Origin of the sequence: Enterobacter cloacae complex sp. IR5441 (assembly GCF_049238215.1) — a bacterium.
Classification (GTDB): domain Bacteria; phylum Pseudomonadota; class Gammaproteobacteria; order Enterobacterales; family Enterobacteriaceae; genus Enterobacter; species Enterobacter hormaechei_C.
Map to the genome: position 1 here is coordinate 55,107 of NZ_JBMKIA010000024.1, position 15,147 is coordinate 70,253.

General features: G+C 55.7%; 11 protein-coding genes. 8 read left to right on the forward strand and 3 right to left on the reverse strand.

Annotation, left to right across the window (positions count from 1 at the left end; genetic code table 11):
- Positions 1-108 precede the first annotated feature (108 nt).
- Entirely contained in the window at positions 109-1,002 is an 894-nt protein-coding gene (locus tag ACOTX5_RS20100) for a YcbJ family phosphotransferase (RefSeq protein ID WP_045911580.1), read from the forward strand.
- On the opposite strand, the gene elyC is transcribed toward ACOTX5_RS20100, so the two are convergent.
- Positions 979-1,758, reverse strand: coding sequence for an envelope biogenesis factor ElyC (elyC, locus tag ACOTX5_RS20105; protein ID WP_063438733.1), 780 nt, complete (start codon positions 1,756-1,758; stop codon positions 979-981). The two genes, ACOTX5_RS20100 and elyC, sit on opposite strands and share 24 nt — an antisense overlap.
- Positions 1,759-1,878: 120 nt before the next feature.
- Between elyC and cmoM the strand changes: the two genes are divergently transcribed.
- The 7 genes from cmoM to ACOTX5_RS20140 all read left to right on the forward strand — a co-directional run bounded on the left by cmoM (position 1,879) and on the right by ACOTX5_RS20140 (position 12,515).
- Positions 1,879-2,658 (forward strand): tRNA uridine 5-oxyacetic acid(34) methyltransferase CmoM, encoded by a 780-nt coding sequence (cmoM, locus tag ACOTX5_RS20110; protein ID WP_003858212.1) that lies wholly within the window; start codon positions 1,879-1,881, stop codon positions 2,656-2,658.
- 3 nt (positions 2,659-2,661) lie between these two features.
- Positions 2,662-3,984 carry a chromosome partition protein MukF gene (gene mukF, locus ACOTX5_RS20115; RefSeq protein ID WP_045349199.1) on the forward strand — a complete coding sequence of 441 codons (1,323 nt, stop codon included), beginning with the start codon at positions 2,662-2,664 and terminating at the stop codon, positions 3,982-3,984.
- Positions 3,965-4,669, forward strand: coding sequence for a chromosome partition protein MukE (gene mukE / locus ACOTX5_RS20120; RefSeq protein ID WP_017384823.1), 705 nt, complete (start codon positions 3,965-3,967; stop codon positions 4,667-4,669). The genes mukF and mukE overlap by 20 nt, the downstream gene beginning before the upstream one ends.
- Complete coding sequence (mukB, locus tag ACOTX5_RS20125; RefSeq protein ID WP_045329586.1) at positions 4,669-9,117, forward strand: chromosome partition protein MukB; 4,449 nt, start codon at positions 4,669-4,671, stop codon at positions 9,115-9,117. Before mukE ends, mukB begins: the two co-directional genes overlap by 1 nt.
- A gap of 179 nt (positions 9,118-9,296) precedes the next feature.
- On the forward strand, positions 9,297-11,120 hold the full coding sequence (gene ldtD, locus ACOTX5_RS20130; RefSeq protein ID WP_032619971.1) for a L,D-transpeptidase: 1,824 nt from the start codon (positions 9,297-9,299) through the stop codon (positions 11,118-11,120).
- 175 nt (positions 11,121-11,295) lie between these two features.
- The gene (locus ACOTX5_RS20135) at positions 11,296-11,847 is read left to right on the forward strand and encodes a YcbK family protein (protein ID WP_003858202.1); all 552 of its coding nucleotides are present in this window, start codon (positions 11,296-11,298) and stop codon (positions 11,845-11,847) included.
- 20 nt (positions 11,848-11,867) lie between these two features.
- Complete coding sequence (locus tag ACOTX5_RS20140; protein ID WP_045338753.1) at positions 11,868-12,515, forward strand: MBL fold metallo-hydrolase; 648 nt, start codon at positions 11,868-11,870, stop codon at positions 12,513-12,515.
- Positions 12,516-12,568: 53 nt separating this feature from the next.
- On the opposite strand, the gene ACOTX5_RS20145 is transcribed toward ACOTX5_RS20140, so the two are convergent.
- Entirely contained in the window at positions 12,569-13,759 is a 1,191-nt protein-coding gene (locus ACOTX5_RS20145) for an amino acid aminotransferase (RefSeq protein ID WP_017384820.1), read from the reverse strand.
- A gap of 184 nt (positions 13,760-13,943) precedes the next feature.
- Positions 13,944-15,002, reverse strand: a complete 1,059-nt coding sequence (gene ompF / locus ACOTX5_RS20150) for a porin OmpF (protein WP_017384819.1) — start codon at positions 15,000-15,002, stop codon at positions 13,944-13,946.
- Positions 15,003-15,147 lie beyond the last annotated feature (145 nt).

The window sequence follows — 15,147 nt, forward strand, 5'->3', positions numbered from 1 at the left end:
CCCGCCTGGCTATTTTCCTTTTCTTTTTCATTATTGATCTCTACCGGGTGACATCCGGGTTTCGCGCGCTCATTATAAAAGCAGTAGTCTTAATGGGGGTAATCTCATATGGAACAGCTGCGTGCTGAACTCAGCCATCTCCTTGGCGAAAAGCTAAGCCGGGTGGAATGCGTGAATGAAAAGGCCGACACCGCACTCTGGTCGTTGTACGACAGTCAGGGAAACCCCATGCCGCTGATGGCCAGAAGTTTTACCTCGCCGGGCGTCGCCAGACAGCTGGCCTGGAAAATGTCGATGCTGGCGCGGGAAGGGACAGTCCGCATGCCGACGGTCTACGGCGTGATGACCCATGAGGAGCATCCCGGCCCGGATGTTCTGCTTATCGAGCGTTTACGCGGGGTTTCTGTTGAAGCCCCGACGCGTACACCGGAGCGCTGGGAACAGCTGAAAGATCAGATTGTCGAGGCTCTGCTTGCCTGGCATCGGCAGGACAGCCGGGGCCTTGTTGGCGCGGTGGACAGCACGCAGGAAAACCTGTGGCCGCTGTGGTATCGCCAGCGTGTTGAAGTGCTGTGGGGCACGCTGAACCAGTTCAACAACACCGGTTTAACGATGCAGGACAAACGTATTTTATTCCGCACCCGGGAGTGTCTGCCGACGCTGTTTGAGGGTTTTAACGACAACTGCGTGCTGGTTCACGGCAATTTCACGCTGCGCAGTATGCTTAAAGACTCGCGCAGCGACCAGCTGCTGGCGATGGTCGGGCCGGGGATCATGCTCTGGGCGCCGCGCGAGTACGAACTGTTCAGGCTGAGCGAGGGCGGGGCGGCGGAAGATTTGCTCTGGCACTATCTTCAGCGCGCCCCCGTTGCGGAGGCCTTTCTCTGGCGACGCTGGCTCTATCTTCTCTGGGATGAGGTGGCGCAGCTGGTCAACACCGGGCGCTTTAATCGCGCCAGTTTCGAGCTGGCCGCAAAATCACTCCTGCCCTGGCTTGCCTGACGAACCTTTGAGCCACTGCCAGAGGCGGCCAAGCGTCTCGTAGCCGACGCGATCGCTGTGCATCAGCCATACCGGGGACGGGATTATCCGTTCCCACGGATTGAGCGGGGCGTCAATAGCCATCTGGTTTGCCGGAGCAGGAAGCGGATGCAGGCCCTGCTTCTCAAAGAAAATCATTGCGCGCGGCAGGTGTGAAGCAGAGGTCACCAGCAGGAACGGTACATCACCGATGGCCTGTTTCACCGCCGCCGCCTCTTCTTCGGTATCTTTTGGGCTATCCAGCGTGATGATGGCGGAACGTGGTACGCCAAGCGATTCAGCCACTCTTGCTCCTGCTTCAGCGGTACTGACCGGGTTGGTTTTTGCCGCAGCGCCCGTGAAGATCATCTTCGATCCCGGATTGGCCAGCCACAGGCGGATCCCCTCGTTCAGGCGCGGCAGGCTGTTGTTGATCAGGTTCGAGCTGGGCGCCCAGTTCGGATCCCAGGTATACCCGCCGCCCAGCACCACGATATAGCCCACCTTCTGATTTCCCTGCCATGTCGGGTAGGTGTTTTCAATCGGACGTAATAAACCGTCAGCGACCGGTTGCAGGCTGAGTAACAGCAGCGCCAGCCAGCCCACGGTAACGAGGGATTTACCGCTTTTCTGAAAACGGCTAAACCATATCAATGCCAGCCCCAGCGCGATGAGAAGCAACAGCAGGGGAAGGGGAAGCATCATGCCTCCGGTATATTTTTTTAGGGTAAAAAGCATCCTTTTTGGTTCCTTTTTTAACCATACAGCAGGCGATTGTCGGTGATATTACACCAGAGTGGTTCATTCTCCGCGCGGGTGTGACAAAATAGCGGTTTTGCAGTGAGTGGAACCCTCCCAATGCGGGATCGCAATTTTGATGACATCGCGGAAAAGTTTTCGCGCAACATTTATGGCACCACCAAAGGTCAGCTGCGTCAGACGATCCTCTGGCAGGATCTGGACAAGCTGCTGGCTGAATTCGGTGACCGACCGTTGCGCGTGCTGGATGCCGGCGGTGGGGAAGGTCAGACTGCAATTCTGATGGCGCAGCGGGGACATCACGTCACGCTTTGCGATCTTTCTGCCGAGATGGTTGCGCGCGCAGGGCGAGCGGCAGAAGAGAAAGGTGTGAGCGACAACATGCATTTTATACATTGCGCCGCTCAGGACATTCCGCAGCATTTGGAAACGCAGGTTGATCTGATATTGTTTCATGCTGTGCTCGAATGGATCGCCGAACCACAAGCGATGTTAAAAACGCTGTGGTCGATGTTGCGCCCGGGCGGTGCGTTATCGCTGATGTTTTACAATGCCAACGGCCTGCTAATGCGAAACGTGCTGGTCGGCAATTTTGGCTATGTACAGCAGGGCATGTATAAAAAGAAACGACGCACGCTTTCACCGGATTTCCCCCGTGAACCGCAGCAGGTCTATGGCTGGCTGGAGGAGATCGGTTGGGAAATTACCGGCAAAACCGGCGTGAGGGTGTTTCATGATTATCTGCGTGATAAACAAAAACAGGATGACTGTTTAGACGCCTTAACAGAAATAGAGACGCGGTACTGCCGCCAGGAGCCTTATCTGAGCCTTGGCCGCTATATACACGTCACCGCGCGCAAGCCGCAGATGCAAGGATAATCTATGAGTGAATTTTCCCAGACAGTCCCCGAACTGGTTGCCTGGGCCAGGAAAAACGATTTCTCCATCTCGCTGCCGGTAGACAGACTCTCATTCCTGCTGGCGGTTGCGACGCTAAACGGCGAACGCCTGGATGGCGAAATGAGTGAAGGCGAACTGGTGGATGCGTTCCGCCACGTCAGTGATGCGTTTGAGCAAACCAGCGAAACCATTAGCGTGCGTGCCAACAACGCAATCAATGATATGGTGCGTCAACGTCTGCTGAACCGCTTTACCAGCGAGCAGGCGGAAGGAAACGCCATCTATCGTCTTACGCCACTGGGCATTGGCATTACCGACTATTACATCCGCCAGCGCGAATTTTCCACGCTGCGTCTCTCCATGCAGCTCTCTATTGTTGCAGGTGAGCTGAAGCGTGCCGCCGACGCGGCTGATGAAAACGGTGACGAATTCCACTGGCATCGCAACGTTTACGCGCCGCTGAAATACTCGGTCGCCGAGATTTTCGACAGTATCGATCTGACTCAACGTCTGATGGACGAACAGCAGCAGCAGGTGAAAGACGATATCGCTCAACTGCTTAATAAAGACTGGCGTGCGGCCATCTCCAGCTGTGAACTCTTGCTGTCAGAAACGTCCGGTACGCTGCGTGAGTTGCAGGATACGCTGGAGGCGGCGGGAGATAAGCTACAGGCCAATCTGCTGCGCATTCAGGACGCGACGATGGCGCACGACGATCTGCATTTTATCGACCGTCTGGTGTTTGATTTGCAGAGCAAGCTTGACCGCATTATCAGCTGGGGCCAGCAGTCGATCGACCTGTGGATCGGTTACGACCGCCACGTGCATAAATTTATCCGTACCGCCATCGATATGGATAAGAATCGCGTCTTTGCTCAACGTCTGCGCCAGTCGGTACAGACCTACTTCGATGCGCCGTGGGCGCTGACCTACGCCAACGCCGATCGTCTGCTGGATATGCGCGACGAAGAGATGGCGCTGCGTGATGAAGAGGTCACCGGTGAACTGCCACCGGATCTGGAATACGAAGAATTTAACGAAATTCGCGAGCAGCTTGCGGCGATGATCGAAGAACAGCTCGCTGTCTACAAAACCAGACAAGCACCGCTGGATCTTGGCCTCGTGGTACGCGACTATCTGGCGCAGTATCCGCGCGCGCGCCACTTCGATGTTGCCCGCATTGTTGTAGACCAGGCGGTGCGCCTGGGCATCGCACAAGCCGATTTCACCGGACTGCCGCCGAAGTGGCAGCTGATTAACGATTACGGAGCCAAGGTACAGGCGCATGTCATTGACAAATATTGAACACGTGATGCCAGTTAAGCTGGCACAGGCGCTGGCGAATCCGTTGTTTCCGGCGCTGGATAGCCAGCTGCGTGCCGGTCGTCACATTGGCCTTGACGAGCTGGATAATCACGCCTTTTTGATGGACTTTCAGGAGTACCTGGAAGAGTTTTACGCTCGCTATAACGTTGAGCTGATCCGCGCGCCGGAAGGGTTTTTCTACCTGCGTCCGCGCTCTACCACGCTTATTCCGCGCTCGGTGCTTTCCGAACTGGATATGATGGTCGGCAAAATTCTCTGCTACCTCTATCTCAGCCCGGAACGTCTGGCGAATGAAGGGATCTTCACCCAGCAGGAGCTTTACGATGAGCTGCTGTCGCTGGCGGATGAAAGCAAGCTGCTCAAGCTGGTCAATAACCGCTCAACGGGGTCCGATCTGGACCGTCAGAAATTACAGGAAAAAGTTCGCTCTTCCCTGAACCGTCTGCGCCGTCTGGGAATGGTCTGGTTCATGGGTCACGACAGCAGCAAGTTCCGTATTACCGAATCGGTCTTCCGTTTTGGCGCCGACGTGCGTGCGGGTGACGATGCGCGTGAAGCGCAGCTGCGCATGATCCGTGACGGTGAAGCGATGCCGGTGGAAAACCATTTGCAGCTCAATGACGAGCACGAAGAGAATCAGCCGGATAGCGGGGAGGAAGAGTAATGATTGAACGCGGTAAATTTCGCTCACTAACGCTGATTAACTGGAACGGCTTCTTTGCCCGAACCTTCGATCTGGATGAGCTGGTGACAACGCTCTCCGGCGGTAACGGGGCGGGTAAATCCACCACCATGGCGGCCTTCGTGACGGCGCTTATCCCTGACCTGACCCTGCTGCACTTCCGTAACACCACTGAAGCGGGCGCCACGAGCGGCTCTCGTGATAAAGGTCTGCACGGTAAGCTGAAAGCGGGCGTCTGTTATTCAGTGCTGGACGTGATCAACTCCCGCCATCAGCGCGTGGTTGTAGGCGTGCGTCTGCAACAGGTTGCTGGCCGCGACCGTAAAGTAGATATCAAACCGTTTGCGATCCAGGGACTACCAACCTCCGTACAGCCGACCGCGCTGCTGACGGAAACCCTGAATGAACGTCAGGCGCGCGTCCTCACGCTCCAGGAGCTGAAAGACAAGCTGGAAGCTATCGAAGGCGTGCAGTTTAAGCAGTTTAACTCCATTACCGACTATCACTCTCTGATGTTCGATCTCGGCGTGGTAGCCCGTCGTCTGCGCAGCGCGTCAGATCGTAGTAAATACTACCGTCTGATTGAAGCCTCCCTGTACGGCGGTATCTCCAGCGCCATTACTCGCTCCCTGCGCGACTACCTGCTGCCGGAAAACAGCGGCGTGCGTAAGGCCTTCCAGGATATGGAAGCCGCGCTGCGTGAAAACCGCATGACGCTGGAAGCGATTCGCGTCACACAGTCTGACCGCGACCTGTTTAAGCACCTGATCAGCGAAGCCACCAACTACGTGGCGGCGGACTATATGCGCCACGCCAACGAGCGCCGTATTCATCTCGATCAGGCGCTGGAATACCGCCGCGAGCTGTTTACCTCCCGCAAACAGCTGGTGGCTGAGCAGTATAAGCATGTCGAAATGGCGCGCGAACTGGGCGAGCACAACGGTGCGGAAGGGGATCTGGAAGCCGATTACCAGGCGGCCAGCGATCACCTGAACCTGGTGCAGACCGCGCTGCGTCAGCAGGAAAAAATCGAGCGCTATGAAGCCGATCTGGATGAGCTGCAAATTCGTCTTGAAGAGCAAAATGAAGTGGTGGCCGAAGCCGCCGATTTGCAGGAAGAGAACGAAGCCCGCGCGGAAGCCGCCGAGCTGGAAGTGGATGAGCTGAAAAGCCAGCTTGCTGATTACCAGCAGGCGCTGGATGTGCAGCAGACGCGTGCGATTCAGTACAACCAGGCATTGCAGGCGTTGCAGCGTGCCAAAGAGCTGTGCCATCTGCCGGACCTGACCCCGGAAAGCGCTGACGAATGGCTGGATACCTTCCAGGCCAAAGAGCAGGAAGCCACTGAGAAACTGCTTTCTCTCGATCAGAAAATGAGCGTGGCGCAAACGGCGCATAGCCAGTTTGAGCAGGCGTACCAGCTGGTGGTGGCGATCAACGGTCCGCTGGCGCGTAACGAAGCGTGGGACGTTGCCCGTGAGCTGCTGCGCGACGGCGTCAATCAACGCCATCTGGCCGAACAGGTGCAGCCGCTGCGCATGCGCCTGAACGAGCTGGAACAGCGTCTGCGTGAACAGCAGGAAGCCGAGCGTCTGCTGGCGGAATTCTGCAAGCGTCAGGGTAAAAATTACGATTTCGACGAGCTTGAGGCCCTGCACCAGGAGCTGGAAGCGCGTATTGCGGCCCTGTCGGATACCGTATCGAACGCCAGCGAACAGCGCATGACGCTGCGTCAGGAGCTGGAACAGCTTCAGTCGCGTTCGAAGACGCTCTTACAGCGTGCGCCGATCTGGCTGGCTGCACAAAGCAGCCTGAACCAGCTCAGCGAACAGTGTGGCCAGGAGTTTGCCTCCAGCCAGGACGTCACCGAATACATGCAACAGCTGCTGGAGCGCGAGCGTGAAGCGATTGTTGAGCGTGACGAAGTGGGTGCGCGCAAGCGTGACGTCGATGAAGAGATCGAGCGTTTAAGCCAGCCTGGCGGCTCAGAAGATCCGCGCCTGAATGCCTTAGCCGAGCGTTTCGGCGGCGTGCTGCTGTCTGAAATTTACGACGATGTCGGCCTGGACGATGCGCCGTACTTCTCCGCGCTGTACGGTCCATCCCGTAACGCGATTGTGGTGCCGGATCTGTCGCTGATTTCGGACCAGCTTGCAGGGCTGGAAGACTGCCCGGAAGATCTCTACCTCATCGAAGGGGATCCGCAGTCGTTTGATGACAGCGTATTCAGCGTCGACGAGCTGGAAAAAGCGGTGGTGGTGAAAATCGCCGATCGCCAGTGGCGCTATTCGCGCTTCCCGGAACTGCCGCTGTTTGGCCGCGCCGCGCGTGAAAACCGTATTGAAAGCCTGCACGCTGAGCGCGAAACGCTTTCTGAGCGTTTTGCAACCCTGTCGTTTGATGTTCAAAAAACGCAGCGTCTGCATCAGGCGTTCAGCCGCTTTATCGGCAGCCACCTGGGCGTTGCCTTTGAGCCCGATCCGGAAGCTGAAATTCGCAAGCTCAACACCCGTCGTGGAGAGCTGGAGCGTGCGCTTGCCAGCCATGAAAATGACAACCAGCAAAGCCGCGTGCAGTTCGAGCAGGCGAAAGAGGGCGTTGCGGCCCTTAACCGCATCCTGCCGCGCCTGAACCTGCTGGCGGACGATACGCTCGCCGACCGCGTGGACGAAATTCAGGAACGTCTGGACGAAGCGCAGGAAGCGGCGCGCTTTGTGCAGCAGCACGGCAATCAGCTGGCAAAACTGGAGCCGATGGTTTCCGTTCTCCAGAGCGACCCGGAACAGTTTGAGCAGTTAAAAGAGGATTATGCCTGGTCACAGCAGGTGCAGCGCGAAGCGCGTCAGCAGGCGTTTGCCCTGACGGAAGTGGTGCAACGTCGCGCACACTTCGGCTACTCCGATTCAGCAGAAATGCTGAGCGGGAACAGCGATCTTAATGAAAAGCTGCGCCAGCGTCTTGAGCAGGCCGAAGCAGAGCGTACGCGCGCCCGTGAAGCGATGCGTACTCACGCCGCACAGCTGAGCCAGTACAGCCAGGTCATGGCCTCGCTGAAAAGCTCCTTCGACACCAAGAAAGAGCTGTTAAACGATCTGCATAAAGAGTTGCAGGACATCGGCGTTCGCGCCGACAGCGGTGCAGAAGAGCGGGCGCGTATTCGTCGCGATGAGCTGCATGCTCAGCTCAGCAACAACCGCGCGCGTCGGAATCAGCTGGAAAAAGCGCTGACCTTCTGTGAAGCAGAGATGGACAACCTGACGCGACGCCTGCGCAAGCTGGAGCGTGACTATCACGAGATGCGTGAACAGGTTGTGACCGCGAAGGCGGGGTGGTGCGCGGTGATGCGCATGGTGAAAGATAACAACGTGGAGCGTCGTCTGCATCGTCGCGAGCTGGCGTACCTGTCAGCCGATGAACTGCGCTCTATGTCGGATAAGGCGCTGGGCGCGCTGCGTCTGGCGGTGGCGGATAACGAACACCTGCGCGACGTGCTGCGTATGTCCGAAGATCCGAAGCGTCCTGAGCGCAAAATTCAGTTCTTCGTGGCGGTTTATCAGCACTTACGCGAGCGTATTCGTCAGGACATCATCCGTACCGACGATCCGGTGGAAGCGATCGAACAGATGGAGATCGAGCTGGGCCGTTTGACGGAGGAGCTGACCTCCCGCGAGCAGAAGCTGGCAATCAGCTCCCGCAGCGTGGCGAATATTATTCGTAAAACCATTCAACGCGAGCAGAACCGTATCCGTCAGCTGAACCAGGGCCTGCAAAGCGTGTCGTTTGGCCAGGTCAACAGCGTGCGGCTGAACGTGAACGTGCGTGAGGCGCACTCCACGCTGCTGGACGTGTTGTCTGAACAGCACGAACAGCATCAGGATCTGTTCAACAGTAACCGCCTGACCTTCTCCGAAGCGCTGGCGAAGCTATATCAGCGTCTGAATCCGCAGATTGACATGGGCCAGCGTACGCCGCAAACCATCGGCGAGGAGCTGCTGGACTACCGCAACTATCTGGAAATGGAAGTTGAGGTTAACCGTGGCTCAGACGGCTGGCTGCGCGCGGAATCCGGTGCGCTCTCTACCGGTGAAGCTATCGGTACCGGTATGTCGATTCTGGTGATGGTGGTGCAGAGCTGGGAAGATGAAGCGCGTCGTCTGCGCGGCAAAGACATCTCGCCATGCCGTCTGCTGTTCCTCGATGAAGCCGCGCGTCTCGACGCCCGCTCCATCGCCACGCTGTTTGAGCTTTGCGAGCGACTCGATATGCAGCTCATCATCGCGGCGCCGGAAAACATCAGTCCGGAAAAAGGGACAACCTACAAGCTGGTGCGTAAGGTGTTTCAGAACAGTGAACACGTACACGTCGTGGGCCTGCGTGGTTTCGCCCCGCAGCCACCGGAGTCATTACCGGGCACGGCTGACGCCTCTTAACCCGGGGTGCGACAAATAGCGGCGCTCATGCGCCGCTTTTTTTATTCACTTAACTTGTGTTCAGGGCTGCGTTATCTTTAAACTTCTTTACATAAGGTAAGGCAGCAGCGAGTATGCCTTTCTATACTGAAGGAAAGCTCCAGAATAATGGGCATGTCGTGAAAAACAGGGGGCAAGGGATGTTGCTTAAGAAAAATCGTGGTCGTCAGCTGTCTGCGCTGAGTTTGTGCCTGACAGTGATGTTTGCTCCACTGTTTACCGCTCAGGCCGATGAGCCTGAAATTGTACCGACTGACAGCTACGCGACGATGGGCGCGCAGCCGACGTCGCTGTCACAACCGCTGGATCAGTCTCCGGCGACGGCCATCATGGCCGGCATTAAACCGCTGCCGGAAGGCATCGATACTGAATCATTACGCCAGCAGCTTATGACCGGCCTGCCCTCGGGCTATACTCCCGCTTATATTAACCAGCTCACGCTGCTTTACGCTGCGCGCGATATGAAACCGATGTGGGAAAATCGCGAGGCGGTACGAGCCTTCCAACAGCAGCTGGCTGAAGTGGCGATTGCAGGCTTTCAGCCGCAGTTCACGACCTGGGTTGAGCTCCTGACCGACCCTGCCGTTTCCGGACAGGCGCGTGACGTGGTGCTGTCTGATGCCATGATGGGCTACTTACAGTTTGTGGCGGGGATTTCGGTGAACGGCAACCGCTGGTTATACAGCAGTAAACCGTACAAGCTGGCGACGCCTGCGCTGTCCGTCATTAATCAGTGGCAGCTGTCGCTGGATAACGGCGAACTGCCGCGTTTTATCGCAAGCCTTGCGCCTGCCCATCCGCAATATGCCACGATGCATCAGTCGCTTCTTGAGCTGGTTGCGGATTCCCGCCCGTGGCCTCAGCTGCGTGGCACCACAACGCTGCGTCCGGGGCAGTGGAGCAGCGATGTGCCTGCGATCCGCGAAATCATGAAACGCTCCGGCATTCTCGACAGCGGCCCTAAAATTGCGCTGCCCGGTGACGAGACGCAAAATGCGGTCGTCAGCCCGTCGGCGCCGGTAAAAGAGAAAACGGCCGTTGCGTTGAGCAATAAGCCCGCCGCTTACGATCGCGAGCTGGTCGCCGCAGTGAAGCAGTTCCAGGCCGCGCAGGGGCTTGGCGCTGACGGCGTGATTGGTCCATCTACTCGCGACTGGCTGAACGTCTCTCCGGCCCAGCGGGCAGGAGTGCTGGCGTTGAATATCCAGCGCTTGCGCTTGCTGCCGGGCACGTTATCCACCGGCATTATGGTCAACATTCCGGCGTACTCCCTGGTCTACTATCAGGACGGTAGCGAAGTGCTGGCGTCCCGCGTGATTGTCGGCCGACCTGACCGAAAAACGCCAATGATGAGCAGCGCGCTGAATAACGTGGTGGTTAACCCGCCGTGGAACGTGCCGCCGACGCTGGCGCGCAAAGATATCCTGCCTAAGGTATGGAATGACCCGGGTTATCTGGAGCGACATAACTATACGGTGATGCGTGGCTGGAACAGCAAAGAAGCGATTGATCCCTGGATGGTCGACTGGTCAACGATTACGCCTTCGAACCTGCCGTTTCGTTTCCAGCAGGCACCTGGCGCACATAACTCGCTGGGACGTTACAAATTCAATATGCCAAGTTCGGACGCTATCTACCTGCATGATACCCCGAACCATAATCTGTTCCAGAAAGATGCACGCGCACTCAGCTCGGGCTGTGTCCGCGTGAACAAGGCCTCCGAGCTGGCGAATATGCTGTTGCAGGATGCAGGCTGGAACGATACGCGGATATCAGATGCCCTGAAGCAGGGGGATACGCGTTACGTCAATATCCGCCACAATATTCCGGTCAATCTTTACTATCTGACGGCGTTTGTAGGCGCGGACGGACGCACCCAGTATCGTACAGATATTTACAATTATGATCTGACAGCGCGATCCGGCGCACAAATTTTGCCAAAAGCGGAACAATTAATCAGGTAAATGAAGTAGTTCGGTAAAAATGATTGTCGTAAGTTATGGTGAATATGAGGCGATCTGGCTGCAAGCCGCGTATTCACTGGGGTTGGGCGCCTTGACGTAGCAAGCTTTGCCAGTTATGGTGCCCTTCGTGCGCTAAGCATATTGACAATTTCTTTTACCTGTAGACCTGATTATCATGGACAAATTTGACGCTAATCGCCGCAAATTGCTGGCGTTAGGTGGCGTTGCGCTGGGCGCAGCAGCCATCCTTCCGACGCCAGCATTTGCCACCCTCTCGACACCTCGTCCGCGTATTTTAACGCTCAACAATCTGCATACTGGTGAGACGCTTAAAGCGGAATTTTTCGATGGCAGAGGCTATATTCAGGATGAATTAGCAAGACTCAACCATTTTTTCCGTGATTTCCGCGCGAATAAAATCAAAGCCATCGACCCTGGATTATTCGATCAGCTTTACCGCTTGCAGGGACTGCTGGGGACCAAAAGGCCGGTGCAACTCATTTCTGGCTATCGCTCTCTGGATACCAACAATGAACTGCGCGCCCACAGCCGTGGGGTAGCGAAAAAAAGCTATCACACCAAAGGGCAGGCGATGGATTTCCATATTGAAGGCGTTTCGTTAGCCAATATTCGCAAAGCGGCGTTATCTATGCGCGCAGGTGGTGTAGGATACTACCCACGTAGCAACTTTGTGCATATTGATACCGGGCCGGTTCGGCACTGGTAATAACGAAACACAGGAGCAGTATGAACTATCGTATTATTCCGGTTACCGCGTTCTCACAGAACTGTTCATTGATCTGGTGTGAACAAACTAAACTGGCCGCGCTTGTTGATCCCGGTGGCGACGCTGAGACAATCAAGCAGGAAGTCGCTGCCAGCGGTGTAACGCTGATGCAGATTTTACTCACCCATGGCCATCTCGACCATGTGGGTGCAGCGGCAGAACTGGCTGAACACTACGGTGTGCCGATTATCGGCCCGGAAAAAGAAGATGAGTTCTGGCTTCAGGGGCTACCTGCCCAAAGCCGCATGTTTGGTCTGGATGACTGTCAGCCACTGACACCGGACCGCTGGCTGAACGAAGACGATCGCGTTAACGTAGGGAATGTAACTTTACAGGTGTTGCATTGCCCCGGGCATACGCCCGGCCATATTGTCTTCTTTGATGACGTGTCGCGCCTGCTGATTTCCGGTGACGTGATTTTCAAAGGGGGCGTAGGACGCAGCGATTTCCCACGCGGCGATCACGGTCAACTGATTCAGTCGATTAAGCAGAAGTTATTGCCGTTAGGTGATGATGTGACGTTTATCCCTGGACACGGACCGATGTCGACGCTGGGCGATGAGCGGTTGCATAACCCGTTCCTTCAGGATGAAATGCCTGTCTGGTAAACCCGGTAAAATAAAAAAGCCTGCGCGATGCAGGCTTTTTTTATGGGTGCAGGTTACAGCACCGCGACAATGGCTTCGCACAGCGGCGCCATGTTGTCAGGCGTCATACCTGCAACGTTCACGCGGCCAGAGGCAACGGCATACACGCCAAACTCTTCACGCAGGCGCAGCACCTGCTCTTTGGTCAGGCCGCTGAAGGAGAACATGCCGTTCTGCTTGATGATGAAGCTGAAGTCACGGTCAGCGCCTTTCTCAGCCAGCGTGTTCACAAACAGCAGACGCATGCGCTGAATGCGCTGACGCATATCGTTCAGCTCTTGTTCCCAGATTGCGCGCAGCGCATCGTTGCTCAGGATCGTCGCGACCACAGACGCACCGTGTGCCGGTGGGTTAGAGTAGTTAGCGCGGATCACGGACTTCATCTGGCTGAATGCGCGATCGACGGTTGCTTCGTCAGCAGCCACCAGCGTACAGGCGCCGACACGCTCGTTATACAGACCAAAATTCTTGGAATAGGAGCTTGCGACAATCAGCTCCTGATGGACGGCGGCGAATGCGCGCAGACCTTCTGCATCTTCTTCCAGACCACGGGCAAAGCCCTGGTAAGCGAAGTCGAACAGCGGCAGCCAGCCTTTTTCAACGGACAGCTTAGCCAGCTGTTCCCACTGTTCAAGCGTAGGATCGATACCGGTTGGGTTATGGCAGCAGCCGTGGAACAGCACCACATCGCCCGCCTGGGCTTCGCTCAGGCTGGCCAGTAGACCGTCGAAATCCAGCGCGTGGTTTGCCGCGTCGTAGTAGGCGTATTCACGCACTTCCAGACCCGCAGAATTAAAAACGCTCTTGTGGTTCGGCCAGCTTGGATTGCTTACCCACACACGCTTCACAGAGGTGTTTTTCGCCAGGAAATCTGCCGCCACGCGCAGTGCGCCGGTACCGCCTGGGGTCTGCGCTGTGCGGGCGCGTTTTTCGCTCACAATGGTGCTGCCTTTGCCGAACAGCAGCTCCTGGGTGCAGCGACCAAATTCAGGGATACCATCAATACCGAGGTAGTTTTTGGTGGTTTCGTTTTCCAGCAGATACTGCTCAGCTTTTTTGACGCTGGTCAGTACCGGAGTTTTGCCGGTTTCATCTTTATATACACCAATACCCAGGTTGATTTTGCCAGGGCGGTCGTCGGCACGAAACAGATCGGCCAGGCCCAGAATTGGGTCGGCAGGAGCGGCAGTAATGTTCTCAAACATGACGAAGTTCCATTGTGATTACAGAAGTGAAATCCGCTATCAGGTTAACGGTAGATTTACAAAATGCCAACCGTTTGCGACGAAAAGCGTGCGGCTTTTCAAAAGTCGCTATTATTTTCTCTCAGGAATAAAAAAACAGGGCCGAAGCCCTGTTCATTAAGCATATAACAACGAGGTGTGCTGATTAGAACTGGTAAACCAGACCCAGAGCCACGATATCGTCATTGTTGATGCCCAGCTTGTTGTCGTCTTTCAGCTGGTTGATCTGATAGTCAACATAGGTAGACATGTTTTTGTTGAAGTAGTATGTCGCACCAACGTCGATGTAGTTGATGTAGTCTTCGTCACCGATACCTTCTACGTCTTTCGCTTTAGATTTGTAGTAAGCGATGGATGGACGCAGACCGAAGTCGAACTGGTACTGAGCGACGACAGAGAAGTCCTGAGACTTGTTAGCGAAACCACGGCTGCCCAGACGCGCTGCGTTACGCATTTCGCCATAAATAGCTGCCAGGTAGATGTTGTTCGCGTCATATTTCAGGCCGGTTGCCCACTGTTCAGCTTTGTCACCTTTACCCCATTCCAGCGTCTGCTGGTTGTTGGTACGGTCAGCTGCACCATAAGCACCCACAATGCCGAAACCGTCGAAATCATAGCTCAGAGAGGTTGCCCAGCCGTCACCGTTGGAACGTACTGCGTCATCACGTTCATTTTTGCCCAGGTACTGAACACCAAAGTTCAGACCGTCAACCAGGCCGAAGAAGTTGCTGTTACGGTAAGTCGCCAGACCACCCGTACGGCCTGCGAAGAAGTTATCGCTCGCGCCGGTGTCGCCACCGAACTCAGGCAGCATATCGGTGATGCCGATTGCGTCATAGACCAGACCGTAGTTACGACCGTAGTCGAAGGAGCCTGCGTCACCAAATTTCAGACCTGCGAATGCCAGACGGGTTTTGTTGCCGTTCTGTGCATCGCCACCTTCAGAGTTGTTACCCTGGAAGTTGTATTCCCACTGACCGTAGCCAGTCAGCTGATCGTTGATCTGAGTTTCACCTTTGAAGCCCAGACGCGCGTAAGTGTTGTCGCCATCGTTGCCCGCGTAATCAGAGAAGTAATGCAGGCCAACTGCTTTCCCGTAAAGATCTAATTTGTTGCCGTCTTTGTTATAGATTTCAGCAGCGTTTGCTGCACCGGCTACCAGCAGGGCAGGGACTACCACTGCCAGGATATTGCGCTTCATCATTATTTATTACCCTCATTGGTTTTTTTGGCTATTTGCAATCTGAGGTTGGATTGTAGATTTTAGTTAGAAATGGATCAAAGTCCGTTTTGTGCAAAACTTGGTTGACAACCCTCTTTTGGAAGATGTGCCGTTTCGTGCAAAAGTT

Coding starts and splice junctions, on each gene's coding strand:
- ACOTX5_RS20100 (WP_045911580.1), top strand. CDS start 109: ATGGAACAGCTGCGTGCTGAACTCAGCCATCTCCTTGGCGAAAAGCTA.
- elyC (WP_063438733.1), bottom strand. CDS start 1,758: ATGCTTTTTACCCTAAAAAAATATACCGGAGGCATGATGCTTCCCCTT.
- cmoM (WP_003858212.1), top strand. CDS start 1,879: ATGCGGGATCGCAATTTTGATGACATCGCGGAAAAGTTTTCGCGCAAC.
- mukF (WP_045349199.1), top strand. CDS start 2,662: ATGAGTGAATTTTCCCAGACAGTCCCCGAACTGGTTGCCTGGGCCAGG.
- mukE (WP_017384823.1), top strand. CDS start 3,965: ATGTCATTGACAAATATTGAACACGTGATGCCAGTTAAGCTGGCACAG.
- mukB (WP_045329586.1), top strand. CDS start 4,669: ATGATTGAACGCGGTAAATTTCGCTCACTAACGCTGATTAACTGGAAC.
- ldtD (WP_032619971.1), top strand. CDS start 9,297: ATGTTGCTTAAGAAAAATCGTGGTCGTCAGCTGTCTGCGCTGAGTTTG.
- ACOTX5_RS20135 (WP_003858202.1), top strand. CDS start 11,296: ATGGACAAATTTGACGCTAATCGCCGCAAATTGCTGGCGTTAGGTGGC.
- ACOTX5_RS20140 (WP_045338753.1), top strand. CDS start 11,868: ATGAACTATCGTATTATTCCGGTTACCGCGTTCTCACAGAACTGTTCA.
- ACOTX5_RS20145 (WP_017384820.1), bottom strand. CDS start 13,759: ATGTTTGAGAACATTACTGCCGCTCCTGCCGACCCAATTCTGGGCCTG.
- ompF (WP_017384819.1), bottom strand. CDS start 15,002: ATGATGAAGCGCAATATCCTGGCAGTGGTAGTCCCTGCCCTGCTGGTA.